General features: G+C 44.4%; 15 protein-coding genes. 5 read left to right on the forward strand and 10 right to left on the reverse strand.

Translation table 11 applies throughout. The annotated features are described in order from the left end of the window. Positions 1–329: 329 nt before the first annotated feature. A complete protein-coding gene (locus L1D22_RS21605) occupies positions 330–584 on the reverse strand; it encodes a YgjV family protein (RefSeq protein WP_017068159.1) in 255 nt (84 codons plus the stop codon). A 268-nt stretch (positions 585–852) separates the two neighbouring features. Here L1D22_RS21605 and L1D22_RS21610 point away from each other — a divergent pair, with 268 nt between their 5' ends. The 3 genes from L1D22_RS21610 (at position 853) to L1D22_RS21620 (ending at position 3,265) form a co-directional block, all read left to right on the forward strand. After that, on the forward strand, positions 853–1,449 hold the full coding sequence (locus L1D22_RS21610) for a DUF4136 domain-containing protein (RefSeq protein ID WP_239831195.1): 597 nt from the start codon (positions 853–855) through the stop codon (positions 1,447–1,449). Positions 1,450–1,621: 172 nt separating this feature from the next. Continuing rightward, positions 1,622–2,806: a D-alanyl-D-alanine carboxypeptidase family protein gene (locus L1D22_RS21615; protein WP_239831196.1), complete on the forward strand. Its 1,185-nt coding sequence runs from the start codon at positions 1,622–1,624 to the stop codon at positions 2,804–2,806. Positions 2,807–2,971: 165 nt separating this feature from the next. Continuing rightward, the gene (locus L1D22_RS21620; RefSeq protein WP_123300761.1) at positions 2,972–3,265 is read left to right on the forward strand and encodes a YkgJ family cysteine cluster protein; all 294 of its coding nucleotides are present in this window, start codon (positions 2,972–2,974) and stop codon (positions 3,263–3,265) included. A 138-nt stretch (positions 3,266–3,403) separates the two neighbouring features. Here the strand turns inward: L1D22_RS21620 and L1D22_RS21625 are convergent, their stop codons facing one another. The 6 genes from L1D22_RS21625 to L1D22_RS21650 form a co-directional block, all read right to left on the reverse strand. Beyond that, positions 3,404–5,086 (reverse strand): RluA family pseudouridine synthase, encoded by a 1,683-nt coding sequence (locus tag L1D22_RS21625; protein ID WP_239831197.1) that lies wholly within the window; start codon positions 5,084–5,086, stop codon positions 3,404–3,406. A 151-nt stretch (positions 5,087–5,237) separates the two neighbouring features. Continuing rightward, positions 5,238–5,858, reverse strand: coding sequence for a glutathione S-transferase (locus tag L1D22_RS21630; protein ID WP_239831198.1), 621 nt, complete (start codon positions 5,856–5,858; stop codon positions 5,238–5,240). A 24-nt stretch (positions 5,859–5,882) separates the two neighbouring features. Beyond that, positions 5,883–6,914, reverse strand: coding sequence for an NADP-dependent oxidoreductase (locus L1D22_RS21635; RefSeq protein ID WP_239831199.1), 1,032 nt, complete (start codon positions 6,912–6,914; stop codon positions 5,883–5,885). 160 nt (positions 6,915–7,074) lie between these two features. Further along, positions 7,075–7,668, reverse strand: a complete 594-nt coding sequence (locus tag L1D22_RS21640; protein WP_239831200.1) for a TetR/AcrR family transcriptional regulator — start codon at positions 7,666–7,668, stop codon at positions 7,075–7,077. 180 nt (positions 7,669–7,848) lie between these two features. Next, positions 7,849–8,322: an FKBP-type peptidyl-prolyl cis-trans isomerase gene (locus L1D22_RS21645; protein ID WP_239831201.1), complete on the reverse strand. Its 474-nt coding sequence runs from the start codon at positions 8,320–8,322 to the stop codon at positions 7,849–7,851. A 76-nt stretch (positions 8,323–8,398) separates the two neighbouring features. Continuing rightward, positions 8,399–9,025, reverse strand: a complete 627-nt coding sequence (locus tag L1D22_RS21650; protein ID WP_239831202.1) for a thioredoxin domain-containing protein — start codon at positions 9,023–9,025, stop codon at positions 8,399–8,401. 269 nt (positions 9,026–9,294) lie between these two features. Here L1D22_RS21650 and L1D22_RS21655 point away from each other — a divergent pair, with 269 nt between their 5' ends. Continuing rightward, positions 9,295–9,930, forward strand: a complete 636-nt coding sequence (locus tag L1D22_RS21655; RefSeq protein ID WP_239831203.1) for an OmpA family protein — start codon at positions 9,295–9,297, stop codon at positions 9,928–9,930. Positions 9,931–10,035: 105 nt separating this feature from the next. On the opposite strand, the gene L1D22_RS21660 is transcribed toward L1D22_RS21655, so the two are convergent. Both L1D22_RS21660 and norR read right to left on the reverse strand, forming a co-directional pair. Beyond that, on the reverse strand, positions 10,036–10,395 hold the full coding sequence (locus L1D22_RS21660; protein ID WP_239831204.1) for a glutaredoxin: 360 nt from the start codon (positions 10,393–10,395) through the stop codon (positions 10,036–10,038). A gap of 89 nt (positions 10,396–10,484) precedes the next feature. Next, positions 10,485–12,077 carry a nitric oxide reductase transcriptional regulator NorR gene (gene norR / locus L1D22_RS21665; protein WP_176679568.1) on the reverse strand — a complete coding sequence of 531 codons (1,593 nt, stop codon included), beginning with the start codon at positions 12,075–12,077 and terminating at the stop codon, positions 10,485–10,487. Between the two features lie 370 nt (positions 12,078–12,447). On the opposite strand from norR, the gene hmpA reads away from it, so the two are divergent. Continuing rightward, complete coding sequence (gene hmpA / locus L1D22_RS21670; RefSeq protein ID WP_239831205.1) at positions 12,448–13,644, forward strand: NO-inducible flavohemoprotein; 1,197 nt, start codon at positions 12,448–12,450, stop codon at positions 13,642–13,644. A 109-nt stretch (positions 13,645–13,753) separates the two neighbouring features. Here the strand turns inward: hmpA and L1D22_RS21675 are convergent. After that, positions 13,754–14,199 (reverse strand): transposase (locus L1D22_RS21675; protein ID WP_239829036.1); only part of this gene is annotated, 446 nt, incomplete at its 5' end.

Consider the following 14,199-nt stretch of genomic DNA (forward strand, 5'->3'; position numbering starts at 1 on the left):
TGGATAGCCTCGGCTTCAAGACCGCAAAAGCATTTAGCCTCAGAGTTCGGTTTAAGAGTTAGTGTAATAAGTGATGCTGTCTGGTGAGACTTTACTATTTTAAAGCCTTCCCAGAATGACGATAGGAAAGTATGATTCGGCATGAAAACGGTAGTTTGTGTATGATTTTTGTTTGGCGACTAAACCATATCACTTACTACCGTTTTTGTTTTTAGTTCCCGCTAATCCGCGATGAACCATAAAAAAGCCCAAACTGTGCTTCTGTTCTTACTAGAACGAGAGGAACCGTTTGGGCTTTTTCACAATTTTTTGAAATGCGAGTCGCTAATTTAAGCTTTCGCTGCTTTCATCGCTTCCGTTTTTTTTTCCTTTTGCATTTTTGCAAGGAAGTAGATGTTTACACAAGCGATAAAGCCGTTGGTTGCAGCAACAGGCCATGCGTCAATCATGATGCCGTAAGCAGTGAAGAGAGCGCAACCGATAAAGTTAAGGACACGCAGACGAACGATATCTTTCATTGTTAATGAAATTGCGACCATAATAGACGCAGCGTAACCTAAAATTTCAACCATATTGAATTCCATTGTTTGACCCTCTTAAATTTGCCGATACTTTGTCGGTACCAATTCTTCTCTTCATGAGATGATTGAGGAAGCTCCGTGCCTCGAATGGTCTGGTTTTGTTTAACGGGGTAGACTATACCAACTCTGTTTTTGTGATTAAACCCCCAAAACGGGCAGAAGTGAAGGTTAGCGATTACGCAAACGTTTAATGACCTTTCTATTAACATAATTACTAATTATGTTGGAGGTTGAATTGATAGTTATTCTTATATAGGTAGGGACTCCGCGAATGATAAAGCGATCCATTTGTGCAACAAAAAGCATAAAAAAAGTGGCACTGTTGGCTTTAATGGCGGTTGGACTGACGGCTTGTACCACACAAGAACAACCAGCAGCTCATGACTATGGTGTAGTGACAAGCGGTGACTTCGAATTCATGAAAGATGGTGTGGCGACATACTCGTGGCACCCACATTCGGAACAGGTATACCTTTCTCAAAAGTACGATGAAACCTTGGTTACCGATATGGTACGTGACGCGATTGAAGAGCAATTGTCTGAGAAAGGATACCGTTTGGAACAGGACGGCAGTATTGGTGATGTAGTCGTTGGTTTCGGGCTCGCGGAAGAATCGGAGCTCAATGACAATTCAATTTTTGATGCGGTTCAGCTTTCTACGGGCGTACCTTTTTACGATGGCAAAGGTAAATTGGCCGAAAAAGGATCTCTGTATATCGTGTTTTCAGTACCAAATTCAGACATGATTCAGTGGCGAGCGTTAGCGCAATCTGGTATTCAACCACAACTTGAATCTGGCGAAAGCAAACAGCGCATTTCAGGCTTTGTTGAGATGCTATTTAGACGCATGCCCGAGCGCTTAAACTAAGTACTAAATATATTCATTGAGTCGATGTTATCTGTCTAAAAAACGGACAGATCGCAGATTATACTTTTTTATTTGTAACTAAAGGTACATTTGCGTAAAGCAACGTAAAGTTCGCGCTTCTTTTGCTAGCATTTGTCTATACTGGACAAAACGTTAACTTAGGTTTGATTCAATGAAACTGTTCTCCAAATACTCTCTCCCTCTATTAAGTATATTCATTGTAAGTAACGCCGCGATGGTTAGTAATGCCGCCGTCGCTGCACCTTCTATCGTACCGACTCCACCTAGCTTAGGTGCGAAAGGGTATGTGTTAATCGACTTTAATTCTGGTGATGTGCTTGTCGAAAACAATGCACACACTAAGTTAAACCCAGCAAGCTTAACTAAGCTGATGACCAGCTATGTTGCTGGCCAAGAGATGAAGCGAGGCAACATCTCTGCGGACGACCAAGTTCGTATCAGTGAAAACGCATGGGCGAAGAACTTCCCGGACTCTTCAAAGATGTTCATTGAAGTTAATACTGATGTGGCGATGATGGACCTGTATCGTGGTTTGATCATTCAATCGGGTAACGATGCCAGTGTTGCGATTGCCGAGCACGTAGCCGGGTCACAAGATGCTTTCGTTGATTTGATGAACTCTTGGGCGACTTCTCTGAAATTGGAAAATACCCATTTCGCTAACGCACACGGTCTAGATGCCGAAGACCTCTATTCGACTCCTTATGATATCGCGCTGCTTGGCCGAGCGATTATTAAAGATCTTCCGGATGTGTATGGTTTGTACAGCGAACGCTCTTTTAGCTATAACGGCATCACACAGCACAACCGTAATGGCTTGCTTCGTGATAGAAGCTTAACCGTTGATGGTATGAAGACAGGCTACACATCTGGGGCAGGGTACAGCTTAGCGAGCTCTGCGACACAAGGTGAAATGAGACTTATCGCGGTGGTTATGGGCGCATCGAGCGTTAAGAGCCGTGAGTCAGACAGTAAACAGCTATTGAGCTACGGCTTCCGCTTCTTCGACACGCTAAACCCGCATCAAGGCGGCGATGAAGTAGCAGAAGAGAAGGTGTGGTTTGGTGATCAAGACACATTGAAGCTTGGTGTTGCTGAAGATACGTTTATCACGCTGCCTAAATCAGATAGCAAAAAGCTGACGGCGTCTATCGAGCTTAACTCTGAACTGAAAGCGCCGATTGCTGAAGGACAAATTTTAGGTGTGGTTCACTACACAGTCGATGGCGAAGATGTTCAAACTCAACCTTTGATTGCACTTGAAGCGGTCGAGCAGGGTGGGTTGTTCAAGCGTTTAATGGATTACGTTAAGTTGTTCTTCGCGAGTCTATTCTAGATAGCGCTTCTATCTAGCGAAACGAAAAATCTAACGGGCATTGTGAGTCAATCACAACGCCCGTTTTTAATTTTGTCAGCCCGAAAACCGTGTTGGCTGTTTTCTTTATTAGCCGTAGCGAGCGGTTTCGATTACTATACGCAAAATTTAGCAGTGTAGTCACTTATGACCATAGATATAAAGAACATCACCGAACCTGAAGTAACTTGTGCCAATTGTCAGGCGTGCTGTTGTCGTTTAGAGGTTATGATCATCACAGACACTGGCGTTCCAGAAGAGCATATCGCTTACGACGAGTGGGGCGGTGAAACCATGAAACGTCTAGATGATGGTTGGTGTTCAGCGGTAGATAGGGAAACATTGATGTGTACTATCTATGAAAATCGACCATGGATCTGCCGTGAGTTCGAAATGGGCTCTTTCGAATGCGTTGACCAGCGCAAAGATGTGATGGGGTAAGCTAGCGCGCTAACTGCTAGTTTGCCACCAATGTTATAAAAATACATAGTTCAGTTTAGTCTCAGGGCCTTATATCTTTATCAAATATGGGGCCCTGATTCGTTCTAGCTACGTAAAGGCAATAATGAGACGAGCAAATTAGAACTCAGAAGGTACTTCAAACTCCATCCATTCGCCGGTTGTTGGGTGAATGAGTTTTAGGTAGCCCGCATGAAGGTGCAAACGTTCGCGCTTGTAGCCATAAAGGTCATCACCACGAATCGGTACGCCAAGCCCTTGCGGATGAGCACAGTGAACACGCAGCTGGTGGGTACGGCCTGTTTTAGGGTACAAGTGAACTTTTGTTTTACCGTTGTTGGTGCTGACGGTTTGCCAATGCGTTTCAGCGTTACGCCCATGTTCATGGCAAACGAGCTGTCTTGGTCTGTCGGTGATGTCGCCGCGTAACGGCAAGCTAATATCACCAGAATCCCCGTGGATTTCACCATCAAGCAGAGCGGTGTAACGTTTCTCGACCGTTCTATCGATGAACTGTTTTTGGATGTGTTTGTTGGACTCGGCAGTCAGCGCCAAGATCAACAAGCCAGATGTCGACATGTCTAGTCTATGGATAATCAATGGGCCAGTGGCGTCTGGGTAGTGCGCTTTAATACGAGTATAAACTGAGTCTTCAATGAACTTACCCGGAACCGACAAGAACTCTTCAGGCTTATTCACAACCACGATCTCTTCGTCTTCATAAACAATATCAAACGACTTACCTACCGCGGGGTTTACGATAAGCGGATTATCTTCTAACTCAATGCCGCTTAGCTGGTGGTCGAGGATCTCGAAGCTTTTGCTCTGGCAAACAGGGTAAAGGTTTCCATGTTGTCGAATGGTATCCGTTGGTGGCAATCCCCACCAAAACTCAGATAAAGCTAATGGTTTAAAGCCGTGCTCAAAGGCAAAGTTAAGCAGCTTGGGTAGGCAGCAGTCACCTGAACCTTCAAGCGCGTCTTTACCATCCAATAATTCAAGCAGGCTCTTTGGCTCTGCTGCTTGGTTGATAAAGCGATAATGAGACAAACGCTGGGTTTCTAGTTCTGCGGAAATGGCTTGGTAGTCTTGCTTACAGCTTTTGAGATCGTTTTCTATGGTATCAACTTGTGACTGACGTTCTGCGATCTTCTGTTTCCACTCAATTCGAAGTGCTTTTAGATCGCGCTTCTCTTGGCTGCTTTGGTTGCCTAACTGCTTAAGTAGTTCAGCTGCAGAATCTAGATTTCCTAGTTCTTTCTCTTGGTTAGCTTGCTCTCTCAGTTCATTGCGCTGTGCTTTATTCGCGGCCATAGTGAGCTGAAAGGCTTCTATTTCTTTGCTCGCGTCGTTTTTAAGTTCGCTTAGTGTTGAGGTCAGTTCATCTAGGTTGTGAGTTTTCTCTAGGTTCGCAATGTCGTTAGCTAATGTCGCTTGTTGAGTTAAGCCTTGCGTGTTTAGGGCCTGAAACTGCTGCTTATCAAAAGCAGAAGGAACGAAGGCGATACTCGATAGCAGAGGTTCCAAAGACGAATCGAGCTGCAAACCTGAAAACGCAGAAAGGTAGCCCAACTCTTGAGTTTGAGGATGTTGAACCAGAAGAACGGCATAGAGGTTACCTTGCGATGTTTCATTCACACCACAGTCAAGCAGTGACTGTTGAAGCTGCTGCATCGCTAATTCGCACACTGGATGCGGAGTATAGTAATACGGGAATGTAAAACGCTCTGGCAATGATAACGCGTGATTCGCTGTTTGGTTTAACGTGCGCAGTGGTGTGTATTGAGCAAGGTTTGCTGACATGAAAATCAAACTCTATGGGTATTCGGTTAGAGCTCGGTATTGTTGTCGAAATGGAGGCAAATGAGAAGCCAAAGCGGAAGATAAATCGGCTTTGGCTTCATTTAGATTGTTATGTTCATGCTATGGGAGCATTGAATGGAACAAATCTGGATTAGTTAGAGTGTTCTAACTCTAATTGCTCCGCTTTTTGGTAAGCAGGGTGGCTTGCTAAAAGATCACCGTATTTAGCAATGTTAGGGTAGAGCGCAGTGGCGCCAAAGTTACCCACGATTTCTACGATGAACGACATCATGAAATCGGCACCGGTGAGTGTTTCGCCTACAAGATAGGTTTTGCCTTCAAGTGTTTCGTTAACGAAGGTTAAGATCTTTTTATTTTCATCGTCTGCGTAACCACTAAGGAAGTTTGTCTCACAGCCGTCTTTCATTACGAAGATCTTAAGCAGCATAGGCAAAATGCCCGAGCTTTCAGCAAAGTGTAACCACTGTGAATATTCAACATATTCAGCCGTTCCACGTTCCGGTGCAAATTTACCTTGGCCAAACTTGTCGATGAGGTACTCAGTAATTGCGCCAGATTCACTGATCACAACGCCATCGTCTTCAATGACGGGAGATTTACCAAGAGGGTGAACAGACTTCAGTTCTGGTGGTGCTAAAAACGTGACACTGTCTCGTTGGTAAGGTTTGATTTGATAATCGACACCAAGCTCTTCCAGTAGCCAGATGATACGTTTAGAGCGCGATTTATTCAGGTGATGTAAAGTAATCATAATTCTGCCTATTCTATCTTTGAGCTATTTTGATTCGTTAGTTTTGATAACAAGTTTGCCGAAGTTCTGACCTTCTAACAGACCCATGAAGGCTTGTGGTGCTTCATCTAGGCCTTCAATTAGGTGCTCGCGGTAGTGCATTTTTCCTTGAGACAGCCATTCGGCCATTTGAGTTGCAAACTCGTTGTAACGGTGTGCATAGTCATCAAAGATGATGAACCCTTGCATCTTAATACGCTTAACTAGAAGGGTACCCATTAGGGTAGACATGCGATCTGGGCCTTCAGGAAGTGATGTCGCGTTGTATTGCGAGATAAGACCGCAAACAGGGATACGAGCGCCTGTGTTTAGAAGAGGCATTACTGCATCGAATACCTTGCCGCCAACGTTTTCAAAGTAAACATCGATGCCTTTGTCACACGCTTTCGCCAGTTGTTCTGCGAAGTCGTCTGCCTTGTGGTCGATACATTCATCAAAACCAAGAACCTCTTTTGCGTGCTGGCATTTCTCTTGACCGCCAGCTACGCCAATGACGCGACAGCCTTTCAGTTTACCGATTTGTCCAACAGTTGCGCCTACAGGGCCTGTCGCCGCGGCCACAACTAACGTGTCGCCTTCTTTCGGTTGGCCGATATCCAATAAACCCATGTAAGCTGTAAAGCCTGGCATACCCATGATGCCTAGTGCGTAAGAAGGGTGGCTTGGCTCTTTACCTAATTTGATAAGACCTTCACCGTTAGAAACACCATAATCTTGCCAACCTGTGTACGCCAATACCCATTCGCCAACTTCGAAATCAGCGTTGTTTGACGCTTCAACCTGACACACGGTTGCACCAACCATCACGTCATCGATAGCAACTGGGTCTGCATAAGACTTTGCGTCGCTCATTCGGCCACGCATGTAAGGATCAAGAGATAGGTAAACCGAGCGAAGTAACATCTCGCCGTCATTAATTGTTGGTGTAGCCACTGTTTCTAAGCGGAAGTTATCTTGAGTCGGTGCGCCAACTGGGCGAGAAGCCAATACGATGCGGCGATTGTCATGTGGAGTCATTGGATGTCCTTAATTTTATATTATGTTCATTCAGGATTAGACCAGTCGTCTAGTCTTGTTGTCTAAAAATCCCGCCTTCATCAAATTGATGAGAGGGCGGGTGATTTCTTTTAAGTTAAAGCAAGTTTAAGTAGCAAAAACGAAGAAGGCGCGGTGCGCGTTAGTGGCTTTCACCTTTTAAAATTTGTTCGGTAAGGCTTAATGCCGATTTCAAGCTCTGTGAACTCTGGCTTAACTTACTCAATAAGCTGGCACCCAACCACATTGAGTATAGGTTCTGAGCAACTTCTTGGCTGTTTTCTACATTGATAGAGCCATCATCCACACCACCAGCAACACAGTGCTTTATCGTTTGAGTGACTTTTTCGGCTCCTTTGAGCAGAGCTTGGCGCATAGGATCAGAAAGATCAGAGACTTCAGCGCTGAGCTTAACCACTAAACATTTATGTGCGTTACAGGTGCCATTTTCAGTCTTTGCCCATAGTGAAAAGTAACCCAGAATTCGTTGATTATGGTTGCCTTCGCCATGTACCAAAATGGATTCAATCTTAGTGATGTAGTTTTCAAAATAGTGTTGAATTAACGCCTCACCAAATTGCTCTTTCGATTTAAAGTAGTGGTAAAACGAACCTTTCGGTACGTCCGCTTCTTTAAGCAACTGTGATAAGCCAACGCCATTGAAGCCGTTATTCACTATTAATTGATAGCCAACATTCAAAATATGCAGGCGTGTGTCATTCGTTTTCTCGTTCATGGTCGATACTATAATTTAAATTAGACCAGTCGTCTAGTGGCTGTGTTTCTACTTAATTATTCGTGTCAACTGGATGGTTGCCAGTGATAAGGTGCTTTAAAGTAATGACTTACTAATAAAAAGCCCCGACATGTTCTGCATGTCGGGGCTTAACGTAATGCTCACTTTCAAGCGAGTAGATTACTGGATAGAGATTAACTCAACATCAAAAATCAGTGTTGCTGATGGTGGGATAGGGCCTGAACCGCCTTTACCGTAAGCCAATGGACTTGGGATAAACAGACGAACTTTTTGACCTTCAACCATGTAAGTCAAACCTTCTTGCCAGCCTTTGATTACTTGCTTAAGAGCAAATGAGATTGGCTCGCCGCGCTCAACAGAGCTATCGAAAACCGTGCCGTCAATCAAAGTGCCGTGGTAGTGAACCGTTACTTTGCTGTTCTTTGTTGGGTGCTCTGTACCAGTACCTTCTTCAAGTACAAGGTACTGTAGGCCGCTTTCAGTCGTGACAACACCCTCTTTAGCGCCGTTCTCGATAAGGAACTGTTGACCTTGTTCGAAGTTTTCTGCACCAGACTTATGATTCGTCCAAGTACGGTAAATCATGAAACCCGCCAAAAGAAAGACAATGACCGGGATGATAAATTTAGACATAGTAAAACCTATTTATATTGAGTGCTGAATTTCGTAGTTAATACAAAATGTGTTAATCAGTGGGAAAAAGCCGTGATTATGGTTGAGTCAAAAGGTAGTTGATCGTTTTCGCGATACCTGCAACATCTTGGTGGCCTGCTGTCAGTACTTGGTATTTACCGTTGATGATAAATGTTGGTACTGAGTTGATCTGACCTTTTACTGAAACTTCTTCCGCTTTCTTAACGTAGTCAAAAAGCGCAACTTGTTGTTCTTTGTTCAGTTGGTACGGGCTAACTAAATCGCGAGAAGTGAATGCTGTTTCTAGCGCTTGCTGACGTTGCTCAGGAGTCGCGTCTGCACCCATTTGAACCGCACCGAATAGGTCGTCCATGAAGGCATGGTCCGGTGTCGCATCAAGCTGCATCACTGCTGTGTAGTAGATCATTGCGCTAATTTGAGCACTTTCATTGAATGTTACGTGCATCTTGCCAATAGTTTGGTCTGTAAGCGACTCAATCTCTGGAATTGCACTTTCCATTTGACGACAGTGACCACAGTTAAGAGAGAAGATTTCAGTGATCGGAGACAGGTTAAATTCTGTTAGAGCGGTAGGAAGCGCTTCGTATTGAACGCCTTTTTGTGGCTCGTCTGTTTCACTACAACCGGCGATAATTAGTACGGCAGCGATTGCTGTGATGAATTTAGTAAATGGTTTAAACATGATGTTTGCTCTAGCGTTGAGAAGTCGTGAGATTCTAACTATTTAGTAGGAATTGGAAAACAATTATAAGGTAAATAAATGCAAACAGTTCGAACTAGCGAGCGAAGACAGGCTAGTTGACGGTTAACTGTGATCAAAAGCACTTTTTTTGATGCAGACTGTTTTGTCGAAAGTTTTTGTCTAAAGTTTTTTTCTCGGTGCCGATATAGACATTAGTGAATGGTTTATCTGCATGAGTGGTTGGTGAAGTAATGAGATATTTAGCAATAATGTTAAGCATAGCTTTAGCTGGGTGTGAAACGACGTCACCAACGGATTTACTTGGTGGTGATATGCTAGAGACTGCGCCACAAACCGATTACGATCTTATGCACCCAGAGTGGGGCGTGGTTCAAACGACACATGTCGCGAGTAATCGTGGTTACTCAATGCAGAGCAATTCTCGTCAGCAAACAACCATTACCACCAACTATGGTCGTGGCGTATCAACCAATGATCCGCTAGAAGTTTTCCTCAGACAAAACCGTATCGATTTTGAAGTTTTACCGGGCAATCATGTGATGGTAAAGCTTGAGCAACATGTGAACTTTAAAACCGGCTCTGCATTCCCTGAACCTGCTTACAACCAGTGGTTAGACACACTAGGTAGCTATCTTTCCCAACGCCAAGATATCGATGTTGTGATTGAAGGGCATACCGATAACACGGGCACAGATCGAATCAATGATCCTCTATCCGAGCAGCGTGCAAAAGAAGTGAAAGCTCGATTAGAGAGCAACTACGTGTCGAGCCGTTCGATTTATACTCGCGGTTTTGGTGAGTATGTTCCGGCTTGTACCAATGCATCAGCACAAGGTAAGGCGTGTAACCGCCGTGTAGAGCTGATGCTGATTGTCGCCAAATAGCCTTAGCGTTTTTGTTCTCAACTGAAGAATACGCAAATAACAGACATAAAAAATCCCTCACATTCGAGGGATTTTTTGTATCTGGCTTTCGCTTAGCTTGTGAGCTTATGCGAATTGTTTTTCCAAGTAAGCGACGATGTCTGAAGACTCGTACATCCACTCAGTTTTGCCGTCTTTTTCAATACGTAGGCAAGGCACTTTCACGCGACCGCCGCCAGCTTCAAGCTCTGCACGGTGTTGTTCATTGTTCTTTGCATCACGAAGTTCAAACTGAACCGATTGACGTTTCATCGCGCGGCGCACTTTTACACAAAATGGGCACGCTTCGAATTGGTATAACGTGTGCGTTTTTGCTTGCTCATTCACTTGGCTTTGTTCTTCTTGAGAACGTTTCACACCACGAGGGCTGAAAACAAAATTCAATAGCAAAATGACGCGACCTAAGAACCAACGGATAAACTTCATAACTCTCTCTACATATTTAAAATTAGCGTTACAATTTGCAGCATTATATACACAAGTTTTGTCAGATGCTCGCAACAAACCGCTAATATCTATTTTGTCCGTTCGATCGTGTGAGACTTAGCCACATTTAACCCTAAACGCTTCGATAGTCGGGTCAGGTTTGCTCGGTCTGTTTTCAGAACTCGACCAGCTTGTGCCCAGTTAAAGTTAGCATCTTCCAACACCTCAGTAATGATGGTGCGCTGAAAATCGTCTGTTGCACCACGCAAACCTGCGGATAGATCGATAGTTGGCGTTGATAGCGGAGTCGTCTTCGCTTGAGTGGTTGCGATGGGCTGATCTTGGTCCAGTGGGCCGCAATCTTCTTTGGTAATCGTCACTAGGTTCTTGTTAGTGCTACGAGCCAGTGCTTTCAAAGCAGAACGGCTGATCACATGCTCAAGTTCACGCACGTTACCTGGCCAGCCATAGCGGTTCAGAAATACAAGCACATCAGAACGGAATTTCACTTGGTTGATGCCAAGCTTACGACGCGCTTGTTCTAGGAAGAAGCCCGCTAGCAAGCTGATATCGTCACCACGATCTTTCAGTGCAGGCACCGCGATAGGGTAAACACTCAATCGGTGGTACAAGTCGGCTCTGAATCGGCCATCTTCCACTTCTTTTTTTAAGTCTCGGTTGGTTGCAGCTAGTACACGTACATCAATAGTTTGAATGTTGTCTTGACCAACGGGTTGAATTTCGTTGTTTTGTAGCGCTCGCAGTAACTTGCTTTGTGCAGCTAACGGCAGTTCACCAATTTCATCAAGGAATAGGGTACCGCCATCGGCCAACGCAAACTTACCCAAACGGTTTTTGTCTGCGCCAGTGAACGCGCCACGCACGTGACCAAACAGTTCACTTTCTACAAGGTTTTCAGGAATCGCAGCACAGTTCACGTAAACCAATGGATTGCGTTTACGCTGTGATTGATGATGCAGAGTACGAGCCACCAGCTCTTTACCTACACCCGTGTCACCGTGGATCAGGATGTTGAATTCAGACGGCGCTACCACAGCGATGTCGTTCTTCAGCGCGACCATGGTGTCACTGTTACCAATTAACTCGCCGCCGTCACGTTCCCACGCTTCAACGTTTAACTCTTCTAATAGCTGCTTAGACTGTTTTGCTTGATGCTCAAGTTGAGAAAAGGTCAGTGCCATCTGCATGCTTGAAGCCGCAATCGCTGCTAATACTTCAAGGTTACGCGCTGGAATATTAGCGAAGACATCTGGTTTCAGGCTGTCTAGCGTCAGAATCCCTAATAGCTTATCGCCGAATAGTAGAGGCAAGCCCATACAAGCGTGCATTGGCAGATCGCCATCATGATCGATCAACAGACCATCAAAAGGATCAGGAAGTGAGCTATCAGAATCGAAACGAACAGGAGAGCGAGATGCACATATCTCCGCAAAACGTGGGTGCTCTGAAATGATGAAACGACGACCGAACGTGTCTCGACTGAGCCCTTGCATTGCGATAGGTACTAGTGTGTCACCTTGAAGGCTTAAAAGCGCGACACAATCACACGTAATGGTTTTACGAATGGCATCGATGAGGCGATTAAAACGATCTTGATCGTTCACACCACTTGCAAGGCCAATGGTCATTTCCATGAGGGTAGATGCGGAGATATCTTGCATAAAAAACTCTAACTCTGTGTGTTTATATACATAATAGAGTCTTATTGACCTAAAAAAAAGGTCTTTTTGACATTTTTATCAGATGGGTTTTGAGAATAAAACCAGTAATGACGGGGATTGATAAACTTGGCATCGATTGTGCAGAAGAGTCATCGAAGCCCGATTATAACGCTGATTAAAAAGAGTATTCTTGATCTCAATCAATCAGGTGGTATTAATCAGGTTTTACGATTATTTGAAGCGAAAACGAGTCAAAATCACTCAGTTTCTAAAAATAACTAAGGTTTCAGAAAATCGAAAAGTCATTCTTAATTTTTCAAGTAGTCAAAATGACATAAAGGTCATAAGACTCAGTGTTCGGAGTAAATTCATGCTTAACAACGCACATATCGAAATCATCAAATCTACTATCCCGCTACTTGAGAGCGCAGGCCCGGCTTTAACTCAGCACTTTTATCAACGTATGTTCACGCATAACCCTGAGTTGAAAGATATCTTCAATATGACTCACCAAAGAACAGGTCGCCAAGGCGTAGCACTGTTTGAAGCTATCGCGGCTTATGCAAAGAACATTGAAAACCTAGCAGCGTTAACAACAGCCGTTGAACGTATTGCTCAGAAACACACAAGCTTTAATATTCAACCAGAGCACTACCAAATTGTTGGTTTACACCTGATTGAAACACTGCGCGAATTGGCAACAGAAGCATTCACTCCAGAAGTGGAAGAGGCATGGACAGCAGCTTACCTTTTCTTAGCTCAAGTATTTATCGACCGTGAAGCAGAGCTTTACCTGCAGCGTAAGCAGGCGGTAGGTGGCTGGGAAGCATCACGTACGTTTGTGATTGCAGATAAGATTGAAGAATCAGCTCTGGTAACTAGCTTCATCCTTCAGCCAAAAGATGGCGGTGACGTTCTGGATTACACTCCTGGTCAATACATCGGTATCGAAGTGAAGCCTGAAGGCGCGCAATACAGCGAAATTCGCCAATACTCGCTATCAGATAAGCCGAACGGCAAGCAATACCGCATCTCTGTGAAACGTGAAGGTCACGGTCAAGAAACACAAGGTGTGGTTTCTAACCACCTTCATGACACCGTTGCTATCGGTGATGAAGTGAATCTTTACGCGCCTGCGGGTGACTTCATGTACCAAGAGCGCAGCAAGCCAGTTACGCTGATCTCTGCAGGTGTTGGTGTAACGCCAATGCAGTCTATGCTTGAGTTCCTAAACACTGAAGAGAAAAGCGAGCCAGTACTTTACCTTCACGCTTGTGAAAACGTAGGCCAACACTCTTTCACAACTCGTGTGAAAGACATTGTTGCTGATAAAGGTTGGGAAGCAAAAACGTGGTACATGGATAAAGGCGAATCGGCATGTGAAAACACGCACCAAGGTCAAATGAACCTAGCGTCTATTTCAGATACGAAAGGCTTTGAAGAGAGCGACTTCTACATTTGTGGCCCTGTGGGCTTCATGAAGAACATCGTAGAGCAGCTAGATGCATTGAAAGTTGACCGTTCACGCGTTCACTACGAAGTATTTGGCCCTCACGCTAACTTCTAAGAACCACACTAACTTTTAAGAACTCTAGGGAGTTATGTTAACACTCGCCTGATCTATTAAAAACCTTGCCTATTCAAAAGGCCTCACAGTGTGAGGCCTTTTTTTGGGTTCATCGCGGCTTTCCGGGGAAAGCCGCTTTTATCTTCAAGAAGAAGTAATCTGTATCTCGATATCCATACCCCATTCGCTTGATTAGCTTTATCTTGTTGTTTATCCCTTCTAGTGTGCAGGTGTTTAACGGGTAACTTGCCGATGCAATAATGCCGTGAAGATAAGGCCTCAGTTTTCGTGCGAACTCTTTCAATGGCTTAATTCCACTCTCTTGCACTTGTGCCCACCATACCTCCCAGAGCCCCTTAGCATGTGCTTCTGATTCACAATACCAAAGCTCTTTGAGTTGTGAGCCGAGTATATAAGTGGTCATTAAGTCCTTATTGATATTCAATATTTCAGTAAGATAGCTATCTTGTCGTGCATTTAAATTACCTCTGTTTTTCAGCAGTACCCAGCGTGAGCGTTTCACCCATTGCCTCGCTTTTTTATCCTGCTTGAGTT

The sequence above is a fragment of the Vibrio sp. Isolate34 genome (assembly GCF_022397915.1).
In the GTDB taxonomy this organism is placed as follows: Bacteria; Pseudomonadota; Gammaproteobacteria; order Enterobacterales; family Vibrionaceae; genus Vibrio.

Coding starts and splice junctions, on each gene's coding strand:
- L1D22_RS21660 (WP_239831204.1), bottom strand. CDS start 10,395: ATGAAGTTTATCCGTTGGTTCTTAGGTCGCGTCATTTTGCTATTGAAT.
- L1D22_RS21645 (WP_239831201.1), bottom strand. CDS start 8,322: ATGTCTAAATTTATCATCCCGGTCATTGTCTTTCTTTTGGCGGGTTTC.
- L1D22_RS21635 (WP_239831199.1), bottom strand. CDS start 6,914: ATGACTCCACATGACAATCGCCGCATCGTATTGGCTTCTCGCCCAGTT.
- hmpA (WP_239831205.1), top strand. CDS start 12,448: ATGCTTAACAACGCACATATCGAAATCATCAAATCTACTATCCCGCTA.
- L1D22_RS21650 (WP_239831202.1), bottom strand. CDS start 9,025: ATGTTTAAACCATTTACTAAATTCATCACAGCAATCGCTGCCGTACTA.
- L1D22_RS21655 (WP_239831203.1), top strand. CDS start 9,295: ATGTTAAGCATAGCTTTAGCTGGGTGTGAAACGACGTCACCAACGGAT.
- L1D22_RS21605 (WP_017068159.1), bottom strand. CDS start 584: ATGGAATTCAATATGGTTGAAATTTTAGGTTACGCTGCGTCTATTATG.
- norR (WP_176679568.1), bottom strand. CDS start 12,077: ATGCAAGATATCTCCGCATCTACCCTCATGGAAATGACCATTGGCCTT.
- L1D22_RS21610 (WP_239831195.1), top strand. CDS start 853: ATGATAAAGCGATCCATTTGTGCAACAAAAAGCATAAAAAAAGTGGCA.
- L1D22_RS21640 (WP_239831200.1), bottom strand. CDS start 7,668: ATGAACGAGAAAACGAATGACACACGCCTGCATATTTTGAATGTTGGC.
- L1D22_RS21625 (WP_239831197.1), bottom strand. CDS start 5,086: ATGTCAGCAAACCTTGCTCAATACACACCACTGCGCACGTTAAACCAA.
- L1D22_RS21615 (WP_239831196.1), top strand. CDS start 1,622: ATGAAACTGTTCTCCAAATACTCTCTCCCTCTATTAAGTATATTCATT.
- L1D22_RS21620 (WP_123300761.1), top strand. CDS start 2,972: ATGACCATAGATATAAAGAACATCACCGAACCTGAAGTAACTTGTGCC.
- L1D22_RS21630 (WP_239831198.1), bottom strand. CDS start 5,858: ATGATTACTTTACATCACCTGAATAAATCGCGCTCTAAACGTATCATC.